We start from the raw sequence: 23120 nt of genomic DNA on the forward strand, positions 1-23120 counted from the left end.
GAATTTCATGATCAGCTTTACGGGTATGGGCCGTTTCGCCTCGATCGCCGTCATCGCCGGCAGCCTCGTGCTGGGTGCTGTTTCCGCCAAGGCGCAGGATGTGCCGGCAGAACACCTCCAGGCGGCGCGTGAGGCGATCACGGCGCTTGGCGTGACCGATCGATTCGACGCAATCCTGCCGAACATCATGGACCGTCTGACCTCCCAGCTCATCCAGGCCTATCCGAACCTGCAGGACACCATCTCCGCCAAGGTCGAGGCAGAAGCCCTGAAGCTTGCGGCCCGCCGCGCCGATCTCGAGCGGGAAGCCGCCGTTGTCTACGCCAAGGCGTTCACCGCCGATGAGCTGAAGCAGATGACCGCATTCTACACCAGCGAAACCGGCAAGAAGTTGCTGAAGGATGGACCGATTGCGACGCGCGAATTGCTGAAGGCTGCCGATATCTGGACTGCCGGTATCGCGCGCGACCTGGAAAAGCAGGCCAATGACGCGCTGCTCGCCGAGGTCCAGCCGGCCGCTCCAGCCGAAGCGCCGAAGCCGTAAGCCGATCTGTTTTGAATTGTTGAGCCCGGTCATCGTACCGGGCTTTTCTTTTGGTCGTTGCGCCACCTATATCAGGCGCAGTTTCAGCGAGAGCCCAACCGCGCAGGAGATTGCCATGAGCCAGTTCGATTATGACCTCTTCGTCATCGGTGGCGGGTCCGGCGGGGTGCGCAGCGCGCGGGTCGCGGCGTCACTCGGAAAGAAGGTGGCGATCGCCGAGGAATATCGTTTCGGCGGGACCTGCGTCATCCGCGGTTGCGTGCCGAAGAAGCTCTTCGTCTATGCCTCTCAGTATCACGAGCATTTCGAGGACGCCGCTGGCTATGGCTGGACTGTCGGCGAAAGCCGGTTCGACTGGCCGTCGCTGATTGCGGCGAAGGACAAGGAGATCGCGCGGCTTGAAGGGCTCTATCGCAAGGGGCTGGAGAATGCCGGCGCCGAGATCCTCGAAACACGCGCTGTCCTGACCGGACCGAACAGTGTGCGCCTGGTCGCCAGCGGCAAGGAAGTGACCGCCGAGCGGATCGTGGTGGCGGTCGGTGGCGCAGCCAATCCGCACGCCGCCCTGCCGGGCCATGAACTGTGCATCTCCTCAAACGAGGCCTTCCATCTGGAGAGCCTTCCCCGGTCGATCCTGATCGCCGGAGGCGGCTATATCGCGGTGGAGTTCGCCAATATCTTCCATGGACTCGGTGTCGAGACGACGCTGATCTATCGGGGGGCGGAAATCCTCAGTCGCTTCGATCAGGACATGCGCCGTGGCCTGCATGAGGCGATGGAAGCCAAGGGCATCCGGATTCTCTGCCATGACCATATCCAGAAGGTCAGCAGGTCGGCGGCCGGCAATCTTGACGTCGAGACCATGAACAACGGCCGCCTCGTCGTCGAGCAGGTGATGCTGGCGCTCGGGCGGGATCCGAACACGACCGGGCTCGGTCTGGAAGCCGCCGGTGTTCAGACCAATGAGCGTGGTGCCATCATCGTCGACCAATATTCTCGAACCAATGTGCCGAGCATCTTTGCTCTCGGTGATGTCACGGACCGCGTGCAACTGACGCCTGTCGCAATCCATGAAGCGATGTGCTTCATCGAGACGGAGTACAAGAACAATCCGATCGCTCCGGATCACGACCTGATCGCTACCGCCGTCTTCTCGCAGCCGGAAATCGGCACTGTCGGTCTCTCGGAAGAGGCGGCGGCCAAGAAGTTCGAGGAGATCGAGGTCTACCGCGCGCAGTTCCGCCCGATGAAGGCGACGCTGTCCGGGCGCGCGGAGAAGATGATCATGAAGCTGATCGTCAATGCGGCAGACCGCAAGGTGGTGGGCGCCCATATTCTCGGTCACGATGTAGGCGAAATGGCGCAGCTGCTCGGGATCACGCTGAAGGCCGGCTGCACCAAGGATGACTTCGACCGTACCATGGCCGTCCATCCGACCGCAGCGGAGGAACTGGTGACGATGTACACTCCGAGCTACCGGATCCGGAATGGCGAGCGGGTGTGAGGGGCTGCCTAGCCCTCCGCTTAGACCACGAACTTGTTGAAAGCACCTGCGGATCATCAGGTCCGCAGGGGTGACGAGGCATAAGCTTTGCTCAGAAACCTGACAACAGGTCGAAGCCTAGAACGGGCGCCGAAAGCGCCGCCAGCGTCAGAAGAGTGAGAACGGCAATTCGAACTCGTCGGGTTTTGCGGGTTTGTACTCCGGTCCAATCATACGCCATCACACGATCCTCATGATCAAGTGGGAAGCCAAAACTTCCCAGACTCCACGCTACGCCCCCGCCTGGCGGGGTAGAGGCCGTGGCTTGCGCGAAGCTTGCCGTCAGCCGGATCCATGATTGTCTCCTCGTTTCCTCGAAGCCTATTCATGCTGGCACCAACATTTTTCTTTTCAAGGGGAAGCTTATTTGTCCCGGCTCCGGATCCTGTGAATTCTGTGGGTAATTCCGATGCGGTGCAACAACTCAGCCTTGCCGCAGCCATTCGATAGCGGGCTTCCAGAGTGTGTCCCTGAAGGCGGACCGGAAGAAACCGAGGTGCCCTACGGGAGCGCCTGCCTCCTCAGGTGAAATCCACCGGATCTCCGTGGGGGCGCGATTGTAGTATTTCAGCAGTGCGTGCTGAGCCAGCGGCGTTCCCCAGGGGTCGTCGGTCAAACCGATAGCGAGGATCGGCGTGCGGACTTCCGCAAAGCGGCGGGCGGCATCCATCGTAGGATCGGCGAAGAAGTATTCGGGGTGCCGACCCCAGCGGGCCCATTCGCGGAATATGCTGCCGGGCAAGGTTTGCCCGAGACCGATCTGCCCCGGCACCTTGCCGAGCAGAACGGCGAGGGGTACTCCCACCAGGTTCATCTGGCTGAAGACGCGGTAGCGCGGTTTTGTATTGCCCCAGTAGCCGGTCATGGTTGCCACCATCATGTAGCGGCTGAAGCGCTCGGACCGGCCGCCGAGCGCCAGGACCTGCCCGCCGAAGGATTGGCCAATGCCGACGATCGGGTGGTCCCGGCCTTCCTGTTCCAGCCGATGCAAGGCCGCCGGCATGTCGAAATGCGCCCAGTCGCGCATCAGCATAGGTCGCTTCCACGTCCGGGGCGCTTGAGACGAGGCCACGCCGCGATAGTCGTAGGTGAGGGCGGCACGAAAGCCGTGATGGCTGACCAAGTGCTCGGCAAAGCGGGCATAAAAGCCACGAGGGACGGCTGCTGCGGATGAGATCAGTGCCATAGGGCCTTGTCCCAGGCCGCGGATCAATGTCCCGTGCAATGGAAAGTGATCCGCCGTTTCGAAGTGGATCTCCGATTTTTCGATCTCATACAGCGCCAAACCGAACCTCCCGTTCCGGATCCCGGACTAGATCTTACGTTTACGTGCAGGTCATATCAAGCATGGTGGTTCGCTCGCCGGTCTTGCAGTCGTCTGTTGCGTGACGGAGCGTCTTTGCCGCATGTCCGTTGCAGCTCCTAAAGTCCCTAAACTTCGGCTTTCCAAGCGGTGATTAACCGTTTATAAGCCCCCATCCGATGCGGCCGGGAGGTTGCCGCAACTAGTGTAAAACAGGTGACGACCATGGCGCAGAATTGGACCCCGAGCAGCTGGAGACAGAAGCCGATCAAGCAGGTTCCGGCGTATCCGGACCTCGACGCATTGAAGGCTGCCGAGCAGCAGCTTTCGACCTATCCGCCGCTGGTCTTTGCCGGTGAAGCCCGTCGCCTGAAGAAGTCGCTGGCCCAGGTCGCGGAAGGCAATGCATTCCTGCTGCAGGGTGGCGATTGCGCCGAGAGCTTTGCCGAGCATGGCGCCGACAATATCCGCGACTTCTTCCGTGCCTTCCTGCAGATGGCCGTCGTCCTGACCTTCGGAGCGCAACTGCCGGTCGTCAAGGTCGGTCGTATCGCCGGCCAGTTCGCCAAGCCGCGTTCGTCAGACATCGAGAAGATCGGTGACGTCGAGCTGCCGAGCTACCGTGGCGACATCATCAATGGCATCGAGTTCACCGAGGAAGCCCGCATTCCGAACCCGGAACGCCAGCTGATGGCCTATCGCCAGTCGGCTGCGACGCTCAACCTGCTGCGCGCCTTCGCCATGGGTGGCTATGCCAACCTCGAGAACGTGCACCAGTGGATGCTGGGCTTCGTCAAGGACAGCCCGCAGGCCGAGCGTTATCGCAAGCTCGCCGACCGCATCTCCGAAACCATGGACTTCATGAAGGCCGTAGGCATTACCTCGGACAACAATCCGAGCCTGCGCGAGACGGATTTCTTCACCAGCCATGAGGCTCTGCTTCTCGGCTATGAAGAGGCGCTGACGCGCGTCGATTCCACCTCGGGTGACTGGTATGCCACGTCCGGCCATATGATCTGGATCGGCGACCGGACGCGTCAGGCCGACCATGCGCATCTGGAATACTGCCGCGGTATCAAGAACCCGATCGGTCTGAAATGCGGCCCGTCGCTGCAGGCTGACGATCTGTTGAACCTGATCGACATCCTGAACCCGCAGAACGAAGCCGGCCGCCTGACGCTGATCTGCCGCTTCGGTCACGACAAGGTTGCCGAGCACCTGCCGCGTCTCGTTCGTGCCGTGGAGCGCGAAGGCCGCAAGGTGGTCTGGTCCTGCGATCCGATGCATGGCAATACGATCACGCTCAACAACTACAAGACCCGTCCGTTCGAGCGGATCCTGTCGGAAGTCGAAAGCTTCTTCCAGATCCATCGCGCGGAAGGCTCACATCCGGGCGGCATCCATATCGAGATGACCGGCAAGGACGTGACCGAGTGCACGGGCGGCGCGCGCGCGGTGACCGGCAATGATCTTGCCGACCGTTACCACACCCATTGCGACCCGCGCCTCAATGCCGACCAGGCGCTCGAACTTGCCTTCCTCCTTGCGGAGCGCATGAAGAGCGGCCGCGACGAGAAGCGGATGCTTGTTGCAAACGGCTGAAACTTAAGTTCAGCATTGCGAGTTTGACGACCGGGCGGGCCTCTGTGAGGCTCGCCCGGTTCTCGTTTGGGAGATTGTTGAGATGAATGAGGAAAAGACGGGGCGCTGCCTGTGCGGCGCGGTGACGATCACGGTGAGGGGCAAGCTCGGGCCTGTCAGCTTCTGCCATTGCTCGCAGTGTCGGCGTCAGACCGGACTTTATTATGCAACGACAGATGCAGCGGTTGACGACGTCGTGATCGACGGACGGGAGAGCATCGGCACTTTTCGTGCTAGCCCCGAGGCTGAACGCGCCTTTTGCCGCGACTGCGGATCGCCGCTCTACTGGAAGCAGGACGATGGCGAACGCATCTCCATCATGGCGGGGCTGTTCCCAAACCCCACGGGTCTGAGGGCCGCGTATCACATCTTCTGTGCCGACAAAGGCGACTTCTATGCGATCAATGATGGACTTCCGCAATACGCTGCCAGTAGCGGTTGACGAGTTTCAGGCCGCTTCGGCCTTGCCTGTCTTAAGCCCGAGCGTTGCCAGTGCCTGGTGAAAGGCTTGGTCGACGGCTGCAAACTTTGCAGATTGCCAACTGAAATAGTCCTCGACGAAGCGGCTGGTGAGCAGCAGGTTCCCGCGGCGGCGCGGCAGGTCCCAATGCAGGAGTTCGTCGGTCTCTGCCTTCTTGAACATGCGCTTCAGGTTGGTCGTTGAAACCTGATAGGTTTCGCTGAGATCGGTCAGACTGACGGGGCCACAGGAATGAAAGGCTGCGCTGCGGTCGATCTCCTCCACTCTCGCCATCAGGTCATGCAGGACAATGCCGCCAAGATCGGACCACAGGAAGTGTCCAATAGTGTCCACAGGGTCGCGCCAAATCCTGTCGTTCAGCATGATGTCTGCGCCGATCGGCTGGGCCATCATGAAGATCCGGTCATCCGCCAGGGACGTCATTTCGCGGTTTCCGCCGTCCAGACGATCAAGGCAGGCGAGATGCCCATGAAACCAGCTGCGCATGCCGTTCAGGCTGAGTTCGGTGGGTTCGAGAACACGGACCCGTTTGTCAGGCACGTCAGGAACGTCGCGCAGAAACTTGTAGGCTACCAATTCGGCCAGGAAGCCTGTCGCCGTGTTGCGGCTTGCCGCACCCAGCTTCATCACCGTTTCCACGAAGCGCGTCGCCGTCAGCCCCGATAACGGATCATCAGGCGTGCGTCTGAGGGCGAGAGAGAACAGGGACTGAGTCATCAGCCATTTTCGATGCGATGCCTTCAGACGCGACATGCGCGGCGTGCGTATGTGGATGCCGATCAGATGTTGGGCTATCTGCTTTTCGATGGCCGGATAAAGCGGATGTGCAAGTATTTCAGCGCGCGTCATGGGCAGCATGGCAATAGCTCTGATGTGAACTCTGAAATATTACATAATGGTTGCGAGGGATACAGTCGTGAGAACGATTGTCGCACTGACTGTCAAGCATCACGGATTGTCGAACAAAAAAAGTCTATGACGGAAAATTGGGGTCACCGCAAGTGTGCCCCCAGTCCAAAAGCTGCCGATGTTTAACCGCGCGAGGTGACTTCTGCTTCAACTGCTTGGCTGAAGTCTGTTCGCTTGCTCCGGAAAGAAGCGTTCGAGTCCGTAACCTTCGCCGAACATGACATCGTGCTGCAGCAGGCGATAGTCGCGGATCAGCGGGTCAATGCGTCCCGACAGGGCCCAGTCGGCCTGTGCCTTGTTGTTACGGCCAATCAGCAGATGACGGTCAATCACGGAGTAGCGTTCCGAAACGCGACCCAGCATGCCCGTATAGTAGGGGTGACGGTAGCCCGCCATGCGGACGATGTAATAGGGAAGCTGCGAGGGACTGACCGAGCCGATATCCTTCTGGCCGCCGCGCTTGGACGACCAGACGACCAGCGGTGTCTCGTGTTCGCGCTTCATGGTCGTGACCGATGCCTTGCGCGTGGCGACGACATTGGCCATGTAGCCGCTCTCGGTATAGACTTCGTTCAGCGGCGGCAGGTGGTCGCCGAACAGCACGATGATGGTTTCGCGACGGCGCTTCTTCGCCCAGTCCATCAGCGCCTTCAGGCTCTGATCCGATTCCTTGACGCCCTGGGCATAGGTCGCAAGTGCGCTTGCGCTGGCATCCGACAAGGCCGGAGCGTCGATTTCGATCGTGTTCTTGACGTAACGGTTGCGCTCGTAGGGGCCATGGCCCTGCAGCGTGACGGCGAAGAAGAAGAAGGGCTTTTCGGTGTTGTCTGCCTGCTTGATGATGTAGCGCGTCAAGGCTTCATCGGAGGCGAAGATGCCGCGCTTGTCCATCGCGGGCATGTTCTCTTCCGAATGGAACTGCTGGAAGCCGAGCGACTGATAGACATTGTTGCGGTTCCAGAACCAGCCCTGGAAGGGGTGGAAGGCCTGGGTCACGTAGCCCTTCGATTCAAAGAAGGTGGCAAGAGATGGCACCGGGCGGCGGATGTATTGCTGATATGGAATGCTGCCGTAGGGCAGGAAGGCATTCGAGAATCCGGTCAGGGCCTCAAATTCGACATTGGCCGTCATGCCGCCGAATTCCGGTGAGAACACGTTGCCTGACTGGCTCACACGGATGGTCGGCATGGGATCTGCGGAAAATCCGACGCTCTTCATGCGAGTGGGATCCCAGAGAGACTCGCTCATGACGACAATCACGTCGGCCTGGCGACCGGAAAAGAAGGAGGCCGGCAGCAGATCGGTCTGGATGTCAGTGACTGCGACATTGCTGTATCCGTCGGGCGCCGCCACGTTGGCCATCGGCACGTTGAATGCGAACGCCAGGAGAAAGCCGTTGTGGCGATAGTTTTCATTCTGGTCCCACATCATGGGCACGATGTTCAGGCGGTCGCGGAACGCAGAGAACGCCATGGGATCCATCAGTGTCACGAATCCGGCCAGAAGCGGGAACGAAATCGCCAGACGGACACCGCGACCGGCCAGGTTGATACGTGGGAAGACCTTGCGGCTCTTCCACAGCAGCGTGATGAAGCCGAGGATGAAGACGATGCCCCCGACTGCAAGCCCGATCGCCTTCAACGGCTCGGCCGCAACCATGGCCGGCATGAGCTGCATGATCTGACGACCGAAAAGCAGGTCGCTCGGGAAAAGCGGATCTGACAGGAAGAGCTGCTTTTGCCCGGAAAAGAATGCCGGCAGCAGCAGCAAAGGGCCGACGAGCAACGTCGACTGATAGGCCTTGCCGATGATCGCGTCTGCGAAGGCGAGGATGAGGAACACGATACCGATTGCCACGAGGCCCGGACGACTTGTCGAGGTCACGTATTCCACCACATCGACCATGCTTCCGCGGGCCAGGACCTCGCTCAGAAGAACGATCGCCGCAGCAATGAGCGCCGTGTTGGCCGCTTGAACCAGGAACTGGACGAGAGAGGACCCGCCAAGCTCGCGCTCGCGCCCCGCGCCGAAGGCGGTAAAAATGTTCGCGACTAGCGATTTCGGGCTGGTCTGGACCACGTCGAACTCCAGGTCATGTGCAGGTATCATGAAAGTTTCGCATAGGTGTCACATAAGTGTCATGAATGCTACATGAACCGATGCCCGAGAACCTTTGTTCCCAGAAATTCCGGTGGTTTGGTTAGCGCAGGCGCACCATATGAAGCGCATGCCATAGAAGCGGCGTTGCGATAGTGCTGACGAGCGGCTAAATCGGTGTCATGAGCGAAGCAAAGAAGATCTCCGACGTCCTGCGCATAGCGGTGGCACAGTTCAATCCGACGGTTGGCGACGTCAGCGGCAACCTTGCTAAAGCACGCGCTGCGCGCGCCGAGGCAGCCGGGCAGGGCGCTGATCTCCTGCTTCTGACGGAACTCTTCATTTCCGGTTATCCGCCGGAAGATCTGGTGCTCAAACCCGCCTTTCTCAAAGCTTGTCTGCAGGCCGTCGAGGCGCTTGCCGCCGACACCACCGATGGTGGCCCGGGGGTGATCGTCGGTTTCCCGCGTCAGGGCGAGAAGGGGCGGCACAATTCCGTGGCGATCCTGGATGGCGGCAAGATCCTCGCCTTCCGCGACAAGCTCGATCTGCCGAACTATGGCGAGTTCGATGAGAAGCGCGTCTTCGTCGAAGGCGATATGCCGGGACCCGTGAACTTTCGTGGTGTCCGCATCGGCGTGCCGATCTGCGAGGAGATCTGGAACGATCTCGGCGTTTGCGAGACGCTGGCCGAGACGGGGGCCGAGATCCTGCTTGTGCCGAATGGCTCTCCCTACTATCGCGGCAAGGTGGATGTCCGCCATCAGGTGGCGCTGCGTCAGGTCATCGAAACCGGGCTGCCGCTGATCTTCGCCAATCAGCTGGGCGGTCAGGACGAGCTGGTCTTCGACGGCGCAAGCTTCGCCTTCAACGGCGACAAGTCGCTCGCGTTCCAGATGAGCCAGTTCGAGGAGACGCTGTCGGTCACGACCTGGCGACGTACGGCCGATGGCTGGCGCTGCGGCGAGGGACCGATGTCGCGTATCCCGGAAAAGGAAGAGGCCGACTACCGCGCCTGCGTGCTCGGCTTCCGCGATTACGTCAACAAGAACGGTTTCAAGAGCGTCGTGCTCGGTCTCTCCGGCGGTATCGATTCCGCCATCTGCGCAGCGATTGCGGTGGATGCGCTCGGCGAGGAGCGGGTGCGTACGATCATGCTGCCCTACCGCTACACCTCGCAGGAAAGCTTTGCCGATGCCGAGGCCTGCGCAAAGGCGCTCGGCTGCCACTATGACATCGTGCCGATCCAGGAACCGGTCGAGGGCTTTCTGTCTTCGCTCTCGGACATGTTCGAGGGCACCGAGAGCGGGATCACCGAGGAGAACCTGCAGAGCCGTACGCGCGGTACGATCCTCATGGCGATCTCCAACAAGTTCGGCTCGATGGTGGTGACAACCGGCAACAAGTCGGAAATGTCGGTCGGTTATGCCACGCTCTATGGTGACATGAACGGTGGCTTCAATCCGATCAAGGACCTCTACAAGATGCAGGTCTATGCGCTCTCGGCCTGGCGCAATGCAAATGTGCCGCCGGGTGCGCTTGGGCCCTCGGGTGAGGTCATCCCGGCGAACATCCTGTCGAAGGCCCCCTCGGCGGAGCTTCGGCCGAACCAGACCGACCAGGATTCGCTGCCGCCCTATCCGGTTCTCGACGACATTCTCGAATGCCTGGTCGAGAAGGAGATGGGCGTGGACGAGATCGTTGCGCGCGGGCACGACATCGCGACCGTGCATCGGGTCGAGCATCTGCTCTATCTCGCCGAATACAAGCGCCGCCAGTCGGCGCCGGGCGTGAAGATTACCAAGAAGAATTTCGGACGCGATCGTCGCTATCCGATCACGAACCGGTTCCGGGATCGGTAGAGGATGGAATCGGATGATCTTCCATTCAAAAAGCTAAAAAAGCTTCTTGAGGGAGATCACCTGCACATCTCATTGCAGCTACGTGTGGCCTCCATGTATATGATTATATATGAGGATCTGAGGGATACCATCGAGCAGCGTGTAACCGGGTTCTTTGCGAATGATTGGGAACTAGTCGATGGAAAACTGCTGCCGACTGAGCTTTCTGAAGAATATCGAACTCTTCTTCGGGGTAAGTCGAAGTTTAAGGCTTGTCGTGATTTTCTTCGCGAGTTTGGTGCTACCTCTTCAGAGGACGAAGAATTTATAGTCAAGTTCATAAGCTATAGAGGTGAGGTGGCTCATCGTTTGTATTGGATAATGCTAGACGATAACGAGCCCGAACTTGATCTGGAAATGCTGATACAAGCCTTGTCTCTATCCGTCAAAATCGAGCGGTGGTGGATCAAGAACATAGAGCTTCCTACCAACCCAGACTTTGACGGAATCGATGTAAGTCTCGATGAAATTGAGCCAGGCCGACATCTTTTTTTGCGTCAGCTGATTCGCGTCGCATTCCAAGATGTTCTCGACGCAAGCGAAAGTAGAGTGTGATGACTAAGCGCAGTTCAGTCGAAATCTACGATATGACGACCCGCGAATGCGAGGTCGTCTGGCAGACGGAAGACCTCGTCGAGGCGCCGAACTGGTCGCGGGACGGCGCGTTTCTCGTCGTGAACGGTGATGGGCTGCTCTACGCGCTGCCGCTCGACGAGGATGAACCCGAGCCGGAACTGATCGATACCGGCTTTGCCGTCCGGCTGAACAATGACCACGGCATTTCACCCGACGGTGCCTCGATCGCCTTTTCTGACCATACGCTCTACGGCAAGTCCTGCATCTACATGCTGGGCGATGGCGATGATGAGCCACGTCAGGTTACCGACAAGATGCCGTCCTACTGGCATGGCTGGTCGCCGGACGGAAAGGAACTTGCCTATTGCGGTGATCGCGGCGGTATCTTCGACATCTACACGATCTCCACGAAAGGCGGGCCCGAGCGGCGCCTGACCAACGGCGAGGGGCACAATGACGGTCCCGACTATTCGCCTGACGGTCAGTGGATCTATTTCAACTCCAGCCGCACCGGCGCGATGCAGATCTGGCGGATGCGTACGGACGGGAGCGACCTTGAGCAGCTGACTTCGGACGGCTACGGCGACTGGTTCCCGCATCCGTCACCAGACGGGAAGAAGGTGCTGTTCCTCTCCTACGATGCTGATGTCACCGGCCATCCGCGTGACAAGCAAGTCAGGCTTCGGCTCATGGATGCCGATGGCGGAAATGTCGAGACGCTCATCGAGTTCTTCGGCGGGCAGGGATCGATCAATGTGCCGAACTGGGCGCCGGATGGTACAGCTTTCGCCTTCGTGCGCTATTTCCCATCACGGGATTGAGGTCGGCGCTTTTGGGTCTGTCGCTGCGGTCGCTCCTACGCTAGAACAGAGCCGTCAGGTGCCCGCCGCAAGGTGGGAGAATCGGGAAGCCGGTGAAAATCCGGCACGTGCCCAACGCTGTGAGGCGGACGTGATGCGCAGGGGAAACCCGACCACTGGAGCAATCCGGGAAGGCGCGCGTTGCGGATGATGCCCAGTCAGAAGACCGGCCTGGCGAGATAGACCGAACCCGCGTGGACGGCGGGTGGTTGCGCATTGTGGGGATTACGATGCACGACAGACCGAACGAGTTTCTCGTCCGGACAGCGCCCTTTGGCGAACAGGACAGAGACGCCGTCTACCGGGCCATCCACACGCGCCGTGACGTGCGCGACCAGTTCCTTCCCGATCCGCTGCCGGACGATCTCGTCCGCCGGCTTCTCGAAGCCGCCCATGCGGCGCCATCCGTCGGCTTCATGCAGCCGTGGAGTTTCCTGCTGATCCGCGATGCTCAGACCCGCGAAGCGGTCTGGCAGGCGTTCAGCCGGGCGAATGAGGAGGCCGAGGCGATGTTTCCGCAGGAGCGTCGCAGCGCCTATCGGGCACTCAAGCTCGAGGGCATTCGCAAGGCGCCACTCAACATCTGCGTCACCTGCGATCCGGATCGTGCGGGGCCGGTCGTGCTCGGGCGGACCCATGATCCGCGAATGGATGCCTTTTCGACCGTTTGCGCCATCCAGAACCTCTGGCTGGCCGCCCGGGCCGAGGGGGTGGGCCTCGGCTGGGTCAGCATCTTCCATGAGGCGGAGTTGAAGGCGATCCTCGGGATACCGGATCGCATAGCGATCATCGGCTATCTCTGCCTTGGCTATGTGGAGGAGCTCTATGCAACACCCGAGCTTGAAGTGAAGGGCTGGCGCCGGCGCCTGTCGCTCGACGATCTGGTTTTCGAAAATCGCTGGGGCGAAAAGTCGGAGCCCCCGGTCATTCCTGCAGCGGCTGCGGTCCCGGCGCTGCGGGGTTCGTGAGGTCGATCGTTCCCTTGTCCGATGGCAGGAAGACCGGACCCACCTGCCTCACGTTCAGGCTCGCCTCGTCCAGTTCTCGTTCCGAAGCGGTCAATGGTACCGCCTCGGTCCTCGCCTTTTTCGGCTTCACATCGATGATTGACGACTGGTAGTCGGGAACGGCCGGTCGCGGGGTCATGCGCTGATAGTATTGCTGCAGATTGCAGCCGCAGGAGGGCTCCGCATCGCTGCGGCGGTTGCGGTAGAGGAAGGCATTTGGGAGATCACGATAGGCCCGCCCGGTCGCCGCCGACACCATGTCCGAGGTCTCGCTTCGTTCCGGCGCGTGGAAGAACAATTCTGTCTCAGTCCCCGGACACATCTGCTGGCATTGCGCCGCGTCGCGGGCAAAGTTCATCGCCGACGTCTGAGACGAAATCGGAAAGAAACCGCCGTCGCAGGTGCGCACACAGAGCGTTCGGACATTGCCGCTCGGCAGCATCGGGATCGGTGGCGGCGTTTCGGAATAGGCGGCCTCCGCCGCGCGGTCGGGGCGGTAGGGTTCTGCCAGCGTGTCGAGATAGGGAATGCGTCGGTCTTGTTCGGGAAGCACTGCCTCGTCCGGACCGCAGCCGTTTTCTTCGAGTGCCGTTACCAGTGCAGCCCGGGAATCGGCGATCCGGTTCTCCCGCAGATCGGCAAGCCGAGCAGTCAGGATATCGCGATTGGCCTCCATGCGGGAAATCGCCGTCGCCAGATCACTGCAGTCGTTGCCGCCATCGGGGCGAATCTGGACAATCGACGAAGTCAGGCAGCGGAGCCTTCGCTGATCCTGACGTGCCTTGCGCAGTTCGATGTTCTGCTGGGCAATCGCGCTGGCATAGCTGTTGATCTCCGGGGAGGAGCCGCCTTGCTCGACCAGCACCAGTCGGTCGCGCAGACGTTCGCACAGGGCCGATGCTTCGGTGGCGCTCGGCACGAGCGCACCGAACGCAACCAACAAAGCGATGGAACTGATTATCCTGCGCGGCACATCCGGATCCCAGTGGTCGTTTGCAAGGCCGAACTCAAAATCCTTGAGGGCCAGAATAACCGAGTGCCGACGAAATGGAAATGACGCATGGCGGATGCGCGCGCTGCCATCCGCCATGCGGTGAATCACGCGGCCTGTGCAGCCGTCAGTGTCATCGGTCTTTCCAGAACGCTGCCGTCGATGGCAGCAACGGCCTTCATCCTGTCGAGCAGGTCTTCGGATACCTCCCAGGATACCGCGACGGCCTGGACGACGCCGATGCGGCGGGGTTCGCCGATCCGACTTCCCGGGCAACCCATGCGCTTGAACATGCGTTCCAGAAATACGTCGGTGACGGTGACGATGTGGCTGAGGCCGGAGGCGAGGCCGAGCTCACCCACGCCGCACATCAGTTCAGCAGCAGCGATCGTCACCTGGTTGCTGGCCCGATCCTGCGAAATCTCCGGATCGATGCAGAAACGGCTCGACTCCCAGATCGCCGCGCTGCGGATCTGTGGCCCATCGCCGAGGAGGATCGGAAAGGTGTCGTCGAGCATGTTGGGGCCCAGAGTCGGCAGCAGACGAAGAGATCCCCTCAGCTTTCCCTCGTCACCATAGGAGAGGACATAGAGCGGATTGGCCCGATCATACTCGTCGATTTCCCAGCTCTCGCGTACCTGGACCTCCCACCCAAGGAGGTCGTGGAAAACCCGCTTTCGCAGTCTGTGCATGGCGTCGATATCGGCCGGGAACTGGTTTTTGCGGCTACCATTGATGATCCTGATCATGCTTTGCTCCTTCTTGCAGAACGGAGCAGGCAAGATGCAGTTCAATGGCGCTGGATTAAACTGACGGTGGCGCCAGCTTCAGCAATTGCAATCTGTGATATGATCAGGGGATTTGCTGTAACGGCTCGGCAAGGCGAGGAATGAGACCCCGCCACACCGCCTCTGCGACGGCCTGGGCATTGTTGACGACATCGAGCTTCTGGCGTGCGTTGGCCATGAAGTGGCGGATGGTGCGTTCGGAAATGCCGAGGATGATCGCGGTTTCCCAATAGCTCTTGCCAGCGGCGATCCAGGCCAGCGTCTCTCGTTCGCGACGTGTCAAAGGACGAGCACGGGCCTTTTCCTGATGGTCGCTGACCGAAGCCCCGGCAAGACGCGCATTCAGAACGGTAGCAAGGCTCAAAATGTCCCTATCGTTCGTTCGGCGCCAGGCCGACAGATCATCTTGGCCCAAAGGCATCTCGACCAGCAGACAGCTCTGCCGACCGGCAAGCGGATAGCCGATAATCTTTGCGGTGCGGTGTGCGGTTCGGTGCAAGGACATGAATTCGATCGGCTCAAGCGCGGCAAGGACACCGGAGATCTGCTCCAGGGCGGGCTTGCGGTTCAGCGCCCGGATCAACTGTGGCGAATTCCGTCTCTGGCTGTGGAACACGTTGTGGGGACGCAGCCGTCCGCCTGCGATCACTCCATTCAGATAGATGATCGGGCCGGTCCTATACGCTGCCTGGAGCTTTGATATGACAGATGTCGGATCGGGGCCCGCCGGTCGGTCCAACCAATCCAACAGATCGTAATACGCTTCAGACCCGCCCATTAACCATGCCCTAGATTTCCAGGGAAGCAGTGTCGGGGTTAGCGCTTCACCTTGTCCAGAGGGCAGCTTTCGTGAAGCAAGCGGCGAAGCCGTTCGCCGCTTGCGCTCGTCCTTGTCAGCCTGTCGGCTGGGAAGCCTCAACCACTGCAAGGGCCGCCATGTTCACGACACCACGCGAGGTGACCGAAGTCGACAAAACATGTGCGGGCAGGGCGGCACCCAGCAGGATCGGGCCGACATGCAGCGCGTCCATCATCGTGCGGACAATGCCGAGAGAGATGTTTGCCGCGTCGAGGTTCGGGAAAACGAGGAGGTTTGCTTCTCCCGTCAGCGTGCTGTCCGGCATGGCGCGCTTGCGAAGTGTTTCGGACAGCGCGGAGCCTCCCTGCATTTCGCCGTCCACTTCAAGGTCGGGCGCAGCTTTGCGGATGATGTCGAGGGCCTGGCGCATCTTCGATGCGCTGGCTGACGGACGAGAGCCGAAGTTTGAATGTGACAGGAGTGCCGCCTTCGGCGTAATGCCGAAACGGCGGATTTCCTGCGCGGCCAGCATTGTCATCTCGGCGATTTCTTCTGCACTTGGATCATCCGTCACGAAAGTGTCGGTGAAGAAGATCGCGCCCCGCTGGGATATCAGGAGGCTGAGGCCCGAATAGTCGCGCACACCTGGACGTTTGCCGATGATCTGGCGGACGTCTCGGACATGGCGGTCAAATCGGCCTTCGACGCCGCAGATCAGCGCGTCGGCTTCGCCGCGCTTCACGGCGAGCGCGCCGATCACCGTTGTGTTGGTGCGCACGATGGTTTTGGCCGCTTCCGGATTGATGCCGGCACGCCCGACGAGCGCGAAGTAATCGTCGACATAGTCCCGATAACGCGGATCGTCTTCAGGGTTCACAAGCTCAAAATCGATACCCGGACGAATGCGAAGGCCGTAGCGCTTGAGGCGTGTTTCGATGATCTGCGGGCGGCCGATCAGAATCGGCTGGCCGATGCCGTCTTCAAGGAGGACCTGAGCGGCACGCAGGACACGCTCGTCCTCGCCTTCGGAGAAGATCACCCGCTTCTTCGCCGCTGACTTCGCGGCTGCGAAGATCGGCTTCATCACGAAGCCGGAACGGAAGACGAAGCGGTTCAGTTGATCGAGATAGGTGTCGAAATCGGCGATCGGGCGGCGGGCGACGCCACTCTCGGCAGCGGCCTTGGCAACCGCAGGTGCAATGCGCAGGATCAGGCGCGGGTCAAAGGGCGAGGGGATCAGGTAATCCGGGCCGAAGGTCGGCGTTTCACCTGAATAGGCTCTGGCCGCGACTTCCGAGACCTCTTCGCGGGCGAGCGCGGCAATCGCGCGTACCGCCGCCATCTTCATCTCTTCGTTGATCGTGGTCGCACCGCAGTCGAGCGCCCCGCGGAAGATGTAGGGGAAGCAGAGGACGTTGTTGACCTGGTTCGGGAAATCCGAGCGGCCGGTGCAGATCATGGCGTCCGGACGGGCGGCACGCGCTTCCTCCGGCATGATCTCGGGTTTCGGATTGGCAAGCGCCATGATCAGCGGTTTCGGCGCCATGCGTGCGAGCAGTTCGGGCTTCAAGACGCCGGCTGCGGACAGGCCGAGGAAGACGTCGGCATCGTCGATGCTTTCGGAGAGCGCGCGCTTGTCGGTCTCCTGGGCGTAGACTTCCTTCCAGGGATCCATCAGCTCGTTCCGGCCCTTGTAGACAAGACCTTCGATATCGTGGACCCAGATGTTTTCGCGCTTCGCGCCGAGGATGACGAGCAGATTGAGGCAGGCCAGCGCTGCGGCACCGGCGCCCGAGGCGACGATCTTGACGTCATAGATCTGCTTGCCGGCGAGCTCCAGTCCGTTGAGGATGGCTGCGGCCACAATGATTGCCGTGCCGTGCTGGTCGTCGTGGAAGACCGGAATGTTCATCCTGGCGCGCAGCTGGTCTTCCACCTGGAAGCACTCAGGTGCCTTGATGTCCTCGAGGTTTATACCGCCGAAGGTCGGCTCCAATGCCGAGATGGTGGAGACCATCTGATCAACGCTCGGGGCATCGATTTCGATGTCGAACACATCAATCCCGGCAAATTTCTTGAACAGGACGGCCTTGCCTTCCATGACCGGCTTGGAAGCAAGCGGCCCGATATTGCCGAGCCCGAGAACGGCCGTGCCGTTGGAGATGACGGCAACGAGGTTGGAGCGGGCGGTGTAGTCGTCGGCGGCTGCGGGATCGTCCTTGATGGCAAGGCAGGGCGCTGCAACGCCGGGAGAATAGGCGAGTGCGAGGTCGCGCTGGTTGCCAAGCGGCTTTGTGGCCTGGATCTCCAGTTTCCCGGGACGGGGGTAACGATGATAGAAAAGTGCCTGCTCGTCGAGATCGGCAGTCGGGTTTACAGCTTGTGGCGTGTTCTTGTCCTGGGAATTCATCAGCTCACCGGCAGTTTCTGGTCATCAAATCTGGTCTGCCCGTCATACACGAAATGACTGGGAGTGGTAGACTTTAGTTCCGTCAATGCCCAGCCTGGATCCCCCGACTTTTCAGGGCGCAGCGAGCCGGAATCGGCCTGATCACGGGCATGTCATCTTCCTGATACACGAGTCTGATTAAGCGCTGGGCAGACAGCGAAGAGGACCGTGCCGTGGAAGACGTCAGCGAAACACGCCATTTCAGGACCCTGTTCATCTCGGACGTGCATCTGGGATCGAAGGCCGCCAAGACGGACTTTCTCCTCGATTTTCTGCGCACGCACGAAGCAGACACGATCATCCTGGTCGGCGACATCGTCGATGGCTGGCGGCTGAAGCGCAGCTGGTACTGGCCCCAGCAATGCAATGACGTGGTGCAGAAACTGCTGCGCAAGGCCCGCAAGGGCACCCGCATCATCTACATTCCCGGCAATCACGACGAATTCATGCGGGATTTCCCAGGCATCCATTTCGGCGGCATCGAGGTCGAGCAGCGCATCACCTACGAGATGGCGGATGGCAAGAAGTATCTCGTGCTGCACGGCGACGAATTCGATGTCGTCGTGCGCAATGCCCGGCTACTCGCCTATCTCGGCGACTGGGCCTATGACACGGCGATTGCCATCAATGTCGTGCTTGCTGCCGTTCGCCGTCGTCTCGGCATGCCGTACTGGTCGTTCTCGGCCTGGGCCAAGCTGCAGGTCAAACATGCGGTCAATTTCATCGGTGAATTTCAGCGCGTCGTGGCCGACGAGGCGCGGCGTGCCGAGGTCGACGGGGTCATCTGCGGCCACATCCACCATGCCGTGATGGAGGACATCGACGGGATCTATTACGTCAACACCGGCGACTGGGTGGAAAGCTGCACGGCCATCGGCGAACACCCGGATGGACGTCTCGAGCTTATTTCCTGGGGACACAAGGTCAGCGAAGCTCCGACCGGCAAGCGTGCCGGCAAGCTGGTGCCGATACTGTTGCCGAAACCTCTTTCGGAGCCGTCACAGGACGATGGCGTGCGCGCGGCCTGAGCTCACGATTTGTTGCAAAGCGGTCATGGTGCACGCCATTCGCGCAGGAAAAAACAATTAACCGCTTGTAAAGCATTTGTTCCCGGACCCCGATGGTTATAGGGTGAAGCCATCTGTTTGATGATTTGCCGATCCGGATCGCCCGGGCGCGCATGGGGAAGTTGTCGCCACATTGAATCCGGTTGAGCCCGAAAACGCCCGTATCGAAATCGAGGATCAGCCGGACGGCAACGTTCGGCTGATCAAGCTTGTCGGGCGCTGGAAAAACAACAGTTTGAGCGACATGATCAAGTCCGCCGGTCCGCTGGTCGATACAACCGACGGGCGGCAGGAGACCATCGACATCGACGATGTGTCCGGCATGGATACGGCCGGTGCCTGGTTGATCCGCCGATTCGTCGCAGAACGACGTGCGCGCGGCGGGTCCATCGAGATTGTCGGTGGAACGGCCGAAATGCGCGAGCTGATCAATGCGCTGCCAGAGGCCGTAACAGCCCCCGAGACGCCTGTGGATCGGCGCAATCTCTTCGAACGCATCTTCGAGCCGGTCGGTCGCATGACCCTGAGCCTCTGGGACGATGTCGTCGCGATGATGTTCGTGCTCGGCTCTGCCGTGCGGGGCGCGCAGACCAAGCTTGGTCGGGGTGCTGGTGTCTCGCCAGCCTCGGTCGTCAACCAGCTCGACCACATGGGCGTGCGCGCCGTGCCGATCATCGTTCTGATGTCCTTCCTGATCGGGGCGATCATTGCGCAACAGGGCGCTTTCCAGCTGCGTTACTTTGGCGCTGAAGTCTTCGTCGTCGATCTCGTCGGTATTCTCCAGCTGCGCGAAATCGGCGTCCTCTTGACCGCGATCATGATCGCCGGCCGTTCGGGCAGTGCGATCACCGCTGAAATTGGCTCCATGAAGATGCGCGAGGAGATCGACGCGCTGAAGGTCATCGGGCTCAATCCGATCGGTGTTCTCGTTTTTCCACGGCTCGTGGCGCTGACCATCGCCCTGCCGCTGCTGACCATCGTCGCGAATTTCTCGGCGCTTTATGGTGCCGCCGTCGTCGCCTGGGCCTATTCCGGAATTACCTTTGACGTCTTCATCACCCGCCTGCATGACGCGGTCGACTATTCGACATTGGCGACGGGCATGATCAAGGCGCCGTTCATGGCGCTGATCATCGGCATCATCGCGGCGGTCGAGGGCATGAAAGTCGGTGGCAGTGCCGAATCGCTCGGGCGTCATGTCACCGCGTCGGTGGTCAAATCGATCTTCGTCGTCATCCTCGTGGACGGGCTGTTTGCCATGTTCTACGCGGCCATCAATTTCTAAGGGAAGGGCAGATGACGAGACCACCCACCGAGCGTGAGACCATTCTGTCTGTGAAGGACCTGACCGTCGGTTTCGGCGACAAGATCGTTCTCGACAAGCTCAACCTCGATATCTATCGCGGCGAGATCCTGGGTTTCGTCGGTGCCTCGGGTGCGGGGAAGTCCGTGCTGATGCGTACGGTTCTCAGGCTCTTGCCGCGGCGTTCCGGAACGATCGAAATCCTTGGCGCAGACTATGATGCGGTGGATGACGCGCAACGCATGGCGCTTGATACGCGCCTGGGGGTTCTTTTCCAGCACGGCGCCCTATTTTCTGCACTGACCGTGAAGGAGAATATCCAGCTGCCGATGCGCGAATACCTTGACCTGCCGCAATGGCTGATGGACGAACTCGCCTATCTGAAGATCGATTTGGTCGGTCTGAAGCCAGATGCCGCAGACAAGTACCCTTCCGAACTCTCGGGCGGGATGATCAAGCGTGCGGCCTTGGCGCGTGCGCTGGCCCTTGACCCCGATCTTGTCTTTCTGGACGAGCCGACATCCGGCCTCGATCCCATCGGAGCGGCCGAATTCGATGAATTGATCGCGCGACTGCGTGATACCCTTGGATTGACCGTCTATATGGTGACCCACGACCTCGACAGCCTGTTCTCCGTCTGCGACCGTATCGCAGTCCTGGGGCAGAAGCGGGTTCTCGTCGAGGGTACGCTGGATGACATGCTCGCCTTCGATGACGAGTGGGTCCAATCCTATTTCAGGGGCAAGCGTGCCCGTTCCATTCCCCGCGCGGAGCCTTCCGTCGGACATCCGGTAGAGTGAGCCATGGAAACCAAAGCCAATTACGCCATAGTCGGTTTTTTCACGATGCTGGTCATCGGGGCCGCCTTTGGATTCGTCTATTGGATGGCCGAATATGGCCGCGGCGGCCCGATGGCGCCGCTGGCCATCCGCATACCGGGTTCCGCCAACGGCCTCAGCATCGGCTCGCCGGTGCGCTTCAACGGCATTTCCGTCGGCTCGGTCCGCAATCTCTACATCGACAATGAAGATCCGAATTTTTCGGTCGCCTTCACGGAAGTTCGTGCCGATGCACCGGTCACGTCCGGCACGAAGGCAGTGCTTGAGATCCAGGGTCTGACAGGGGCTGCCTATATCGAATTGTCCGGCGGTGGACCGGGCTCCGGTGACGCCATCCTGAGGCGGGCGATCGACACCGGCGAGCCGGCAATCCTGACGGCCGAGCAGTCGAGTGTGACGAACCTGCTTTCAACTGCCGACCGCATCCTGCAACGTGCCGATGGGGCCGTGGCTGAACTTCAGGGTTTCATCGAAGATGCACGAGCGCCGTTGACCAACACTGTTCGCAATGCAGAGACCTTCTCGAAATCGCTTGCCGATAATGCCGAGGGCATCGACCAGTTTCTCAAGAGTGTCAGCGCGCTCTCCGATTCCGTCTCCGGTCTCTCCGGTCGCCTGGATTCCACACTGGCAGCGGCCGAAGATCTCTTCAGGGCGTTGAATTCCGAGAAGATCGACCAGATCCTGACCAATACCGAGCGGGCGACGGCGAGTTTCGCAGATGCATCCGACAAAATCGGGCCGGCGATCGACAGTTTCCGCGAAACCGCCGATACGTTCGAGCGTTTCGGCAACAATGCCGACCAGACGCTGGCGAAGGTATCACGACTGATCGATGCCGTGGACAGCCAGAAGATCGGGCGCGTCGTGGACGATGTCTCGGTGGCCTCCGCCGATGCGCGCGAGGCGATCGCGGGCTTCAAGGATCTGTCAACGAGCATCACTAGCCGCAGGGACGACATCGACCGCGCGATCGACGACTTCACCCAGCTCGCCAACCGCCTGAATGCCTCGTCCCAGCAGGTCGACGGGATCCTCAAGAAGGTCGACTCCTTCCTCGGTTCGGGTGACGCGAATTCGCTCAGCGTCGAGGCGCGCAAGACGCTGGAGGCCATCCGCGTGACGGCGGAGAACCTCAATGCGCAGATCGGTCCGATCGCGGCCAACCTGCAGCGCTTCTCGGCCACCGGGCTGCGTGACATCCAGACGCTGGTGAACGACACACGCAACACCGTTCGCGGCCTCAATGATGCGATCACCAATTTCGATCAGGATCCGCAGCGCCTGCTCTTCGGCGGCGACACGGTCAAGGAATTTGACGGGCGGACCCGCCGATGACGACAGGTTCCGGAAAGGACGACAGGATGCAAGGGTACGGAGCGCCTCTCTCTCATGCGTGGCTTCCGCGGTGGATATCGGCTGCGATTGTAGCCCCGGCACTCGGGCTCGGGCTCGTCGCCTGTGGCAGCGGCGCCGTCAATGACACCTTCGATCTGACGGCGTCGGTCAGCGAGGTCACGACGACCGCCAGCGCCCGTAACCGCCAGCTTTTGGTGGCAGACCCTTCGGCGCTCAAGGCACTCGACAGCGAGCAGATTCTGGTGCGTGTCTCCGGCGCGGAGATCCGTTATCTATCCCAGTCGCAATGGAGTGACCGCCTGACGCGCGTTGTCCAGTCCAAACTGGTCGAAGCTTTTGAGAACACCGGCCGACTGGGCGGTGTGGGCAAGCCGGGGCAGGGCCTTGCCATCGACTTCCAGCTCATCACCGATGTGCGAGCCTTCGAAATCTCCGCCGAAGGTGGTGATCGGGGTGTGGTCGAAATTTCTGCCAAGCTGCTCAATGATCGCAATGGCACCGTCAAAGCGCAACGTGTATTCCGCGCGGAGGTGCCCTCCTCGGGTTCGGGTAACAGCGCTTATGTCGCCGCACTCGATCGCGCTTTTGCTCGTGTCACGGCCGACATCGTGGCCTGGACGCTCCAGTCGATCTGAACTTCAGGCTTCAGCCTTTCGACAACAG

The 23120-nt window shown here is 60.5% G+C and carries 20 protein-coding genes and 1 riboswitch; of the genes, 13 read left to right on the forward strand and 7 right to left on the reverse strand.

The window, feature by feature from the left end; translation table 11 throughout:
• The first annotated feature begins 7 nt into the window (after positions 1-7).
• Positions 8-544, forward strand: a complete 537-nt coding sequence (locus H6M51_RS10085; protein WP_185809734.1) for a DUF2059 domain-containing protein — start codon at positions 8-10, stop codon at positions 542-544.
• 115 nt (positions 545-659) lie between these two features.
• Positions 660-2048 (forward strand): glutathione-disulfide reductase, encoded by a 1389-nt coding sequence (gor, locus tag H6M51_RS10090; RefSeq protein WP_185809735.1) that lies wholly within the window; start codon positions 660-662, stop codon positions 2046-2048.
• Between the two features lie 463 nt (positions 2049-2511).
• Here gor and H6M51_RS10095 read toward each other — a convergent pair whose 3' ends face one another.
• Positions 2512-3273, reverse strand: a complete 762-nt coding sequence (locus H6M51_RS10095; protein WP_246780466.1) for an alpha/beta fold hydrolase — start codon at positions 3271-3273, stop codon at positions 2512-2514.
• 342 nt (positions 3274-3615) lie between these two features.
• Between H6M51_RS10095 and H6M51_RS10100 the strand changes: the two genes are divergently transcribed.
• Together H6M51_RS10100 and H6M51_RS10105 are read left to right on the forward strand one after the other, a co-directional pair.
• On the forward strand, positions 3616-4992 hold the full coding sequence (locus tag H6M51_RS10100; protein ID WP_185809737.1) for a class II 3-deoxy-7-phosphoheptulonate synthase: 1377 nt from the start codon (positions 3616-3618) through the stop codon (positions 4990-4992).
• An 82-nt stretch (positions 4993-5074) separates the two neighbouring features.
• Positions 5075-5473, forward strand: a complete 399-nt coding sequence (locus tag H6M51_RS10105; protein ID WP_185809738.1) for a GFA family protein — start codon at positions 5075-5077, stop codon at positions 5471-5473.
• A 6-nt stretch (positions 5474-5479) separates the two neighbouring features.
• On the opposite strand, the gene H6M51_RS10110 is transcribed toward H6M51_RS10105, so the two are convergent.
• Together H6M51_RS10110 and H6M51_RS10115 are read right to left on the reverse strand one after the other, a co-directional pair.
• Positions 5480-6370 (reverse strand): hypothetical protein, encoded by an 891-nt coding sequence (locus H6M51_RS10110; RefSeq protein ID WP_185809739.1) that lies wholly within the window; start codon positions 6368-6370, stop codon positions 5480-5482.
• A gap of 198 nt (positions 6371-6568) precedes the next feature.
• Positions 6569-8530: an LTA synthase family protein gene (locus tag H6M51_RS10115; protein ID WP_185809740.1), complete on the reverse strand. Its 1962-nt coding sequence runs from the start codon at positions 8528-8530 to the stop codon at positions 6569-6571.
• 170 nt (positions 8531-8700) lie between these two features.
• Between H6M51_RS10115 and H6M51_RS10120 the strand changes: the two genes are divergently transcribed.
• The 4 genes from H6M51_RS10120 to bluB all read left to right on the forward strand — a co-directional run bounded on the left by H6M51_RS10120 (position 8701) and on the right by bluB (position 12823).
• Positions 8701-10380, forward strand: coding sequence for an NAD+ synthase (locus tag H6M51_RS10120; protein WP_185809741.1), 1680 nt, complete (start codon positions 8701-8703; stop codon positions 10378-10380).
• A 3-nt stretch (positions 10381-10383) separates the two neighbouring features.
• Complete coding sequence (locus H6M51_RS10125) at positions 10384-10974, forward strand: hypothetical protein (protein ID WP_185809742.1); 591 nt, start codon at positions 10384-10386, stop codon at positions 10972-10974.
• Positions 10974-11816 carry a PD40 domain-containing protein gene (locus tag H6M51_RS10130; RefSeq protein ID WP_185809743.1) on the forward strand — a complete coding sequence of 281 codons (843 nt, stop codon included), beginning with the start codon at positions 10974-10976 and terminating at the stop codon, positions 11814-11816. The genes H6M51_RS10125 and H6M51_RS10130 overlap by 1 nt, the downstream gene beginning before the upstream one ends.
• A 39-nt stretch (positions 11817-11855) precedes the next feature.
• Positions 11856-12045, forward strand: a riboswitch (cobalamin riboswitch).
• Between the two features lie 40 nt (positions 12046-12085).
• Entirely contained in the window at positions 12086-12823 is a 738-nt protein-coding gene (gene bluB / locus H6M51_RS10135; protein WP_185809744.1) for a 5,6-dimethylbenzimidazole synthase, read from the forward strand.
• On the opposite strand, the gene H6M51_RS10140 is transcribed toward bluB, so the two are convergent.
• The 4 genes from H6M51_RS10140 to H6M51_RS10155 all read right to left on the reverse strand — a co-directional run bounded on the left by H6M51_RS10140 (position 12780) and on the right by H6M51_RS10155 (position 17850).
• Entirely contained in the window at positions 12780-13952 is a 1173-nt protein-coding gene (locus H6M51_RS10140) for a DUF2865 domain-containing protein (protein WP_185809745.1), read from the reverse strand. The genes bluB and H6M51_RS10140 overlap by 44 nt on opposite strands.
• Before the next feature lie 8 nt (positions 13953-13960).
• Entirely contained in the window at positions 13961-14602 is a 642-nt protein-coding gene (locus H6M51_RS10145) for an acyl-homoserine-lactone synthase (RefSeq protein WP_185809746.1), read from the reverse strand.
• A 103-nt stretch (positions 14603-14705) separates the two neighbouring features.
• Positions 14706-15419 (reverse strand): helix-turn-helix domain-containing protein, encoded by a 714-nt coding sequence (locus H6M51_RS24840; RefSeq protein WP_210314789.1) that lies wholly within the window; start codon positions 15417-15419, stop codon positions 14706-14708.
• 115 nt (positions 15420-15534) lie between these two features.
• The gene (locus H6M51_RS10155; protein ID WP_185809747.1) at positions 15535-17850 is read right to left on the reverse strand and encodes an NADP-dependent malic enzyme; all 2316 of its coding nucleotides are present in this window, start codon (positions 17848-17850) and stop codon (positions 15535-15537) included.
• A 212-nt stretch (positions 17851-18062) separates the two neighbouring features.
• On the opposite strand from H6M51_RS10155, the gene H6M51_RS10160 reads away from it, so the two are divergent.
• The 5 genes from H6M51_RS10160 to H6M51_RS10180 all read left to right on the forward strand — a co-directional run bounded on the left by H6M51_RS10160 (position 18063) and on the right by H6M51_RS10180 (position 23092).
• Positions 18063-18917: a UDP-2,3-diacylglucosamine diphosphatase gene (locus tag H6M51_RS10160; RefSeq protein ID WP_185809748.1), complete on the forward strand. Its 855-nt coding sequence runs from the start codon at positions 18063-18065 to the stop codon at positions 18915-18917.
• Positions 18918-19089: 172 nt separating this feature from the next.
• Positions 19090-20241 (forward strand): ABC transporter permease, encoded by a 1152-nt coding sequence (locus tag H6M51_RS10165; protein WP_185809749.1) that lies wholly within the window; start codon positions 19090-19092, stop codon positions 20239-20241.
• 11 nt (positions 20242-20252) lie between these two features.
• The gene (locus H6M51_RS10170) at positions 20253-21059 is read left to right on the forward strand and encodes an ABC transporter ATP-binding protein (RefSeq protein WP_185809750.1); all 807 of its coding nucleotides are present in this window, start codon (positions 20253-20255) and stop codon (positions 21057-21059) included.
• Positions 21060-21062: 3 nt separating this feature from the next.
• A complete protein-coding gene (locus tag H6M51_RS10175; protein WP_185809751.1) occupies positions 21063-22436 on the forward strand; it encodes an MlaD family protein in 1374 nt (457 codons plus the stop codon).
• A 26-nt stretch (positions 22437-22462) separates the two neighbouring features.
• A complete protein-coding gene (locus tag H6M51_RS10180) occupies positions 22463-23092 on the forward strand; it encodes an ABC-type transport auxiliary lipoprotein family protein (protein ID WP_246780485.1) in 630 nt (209 codons plus the stop codon).
• Positions 23093-23120: the final 28 nt, after the last annotated feature.

Source organism: Rhizobium sp. AQ_MP, assembly GCF_014237835.1.
GTDB lineage: Bacteria > Pseudomonadota > Alphaproteobacteria > Rhizobiales > Rhizobiaceae > Allorhizobium.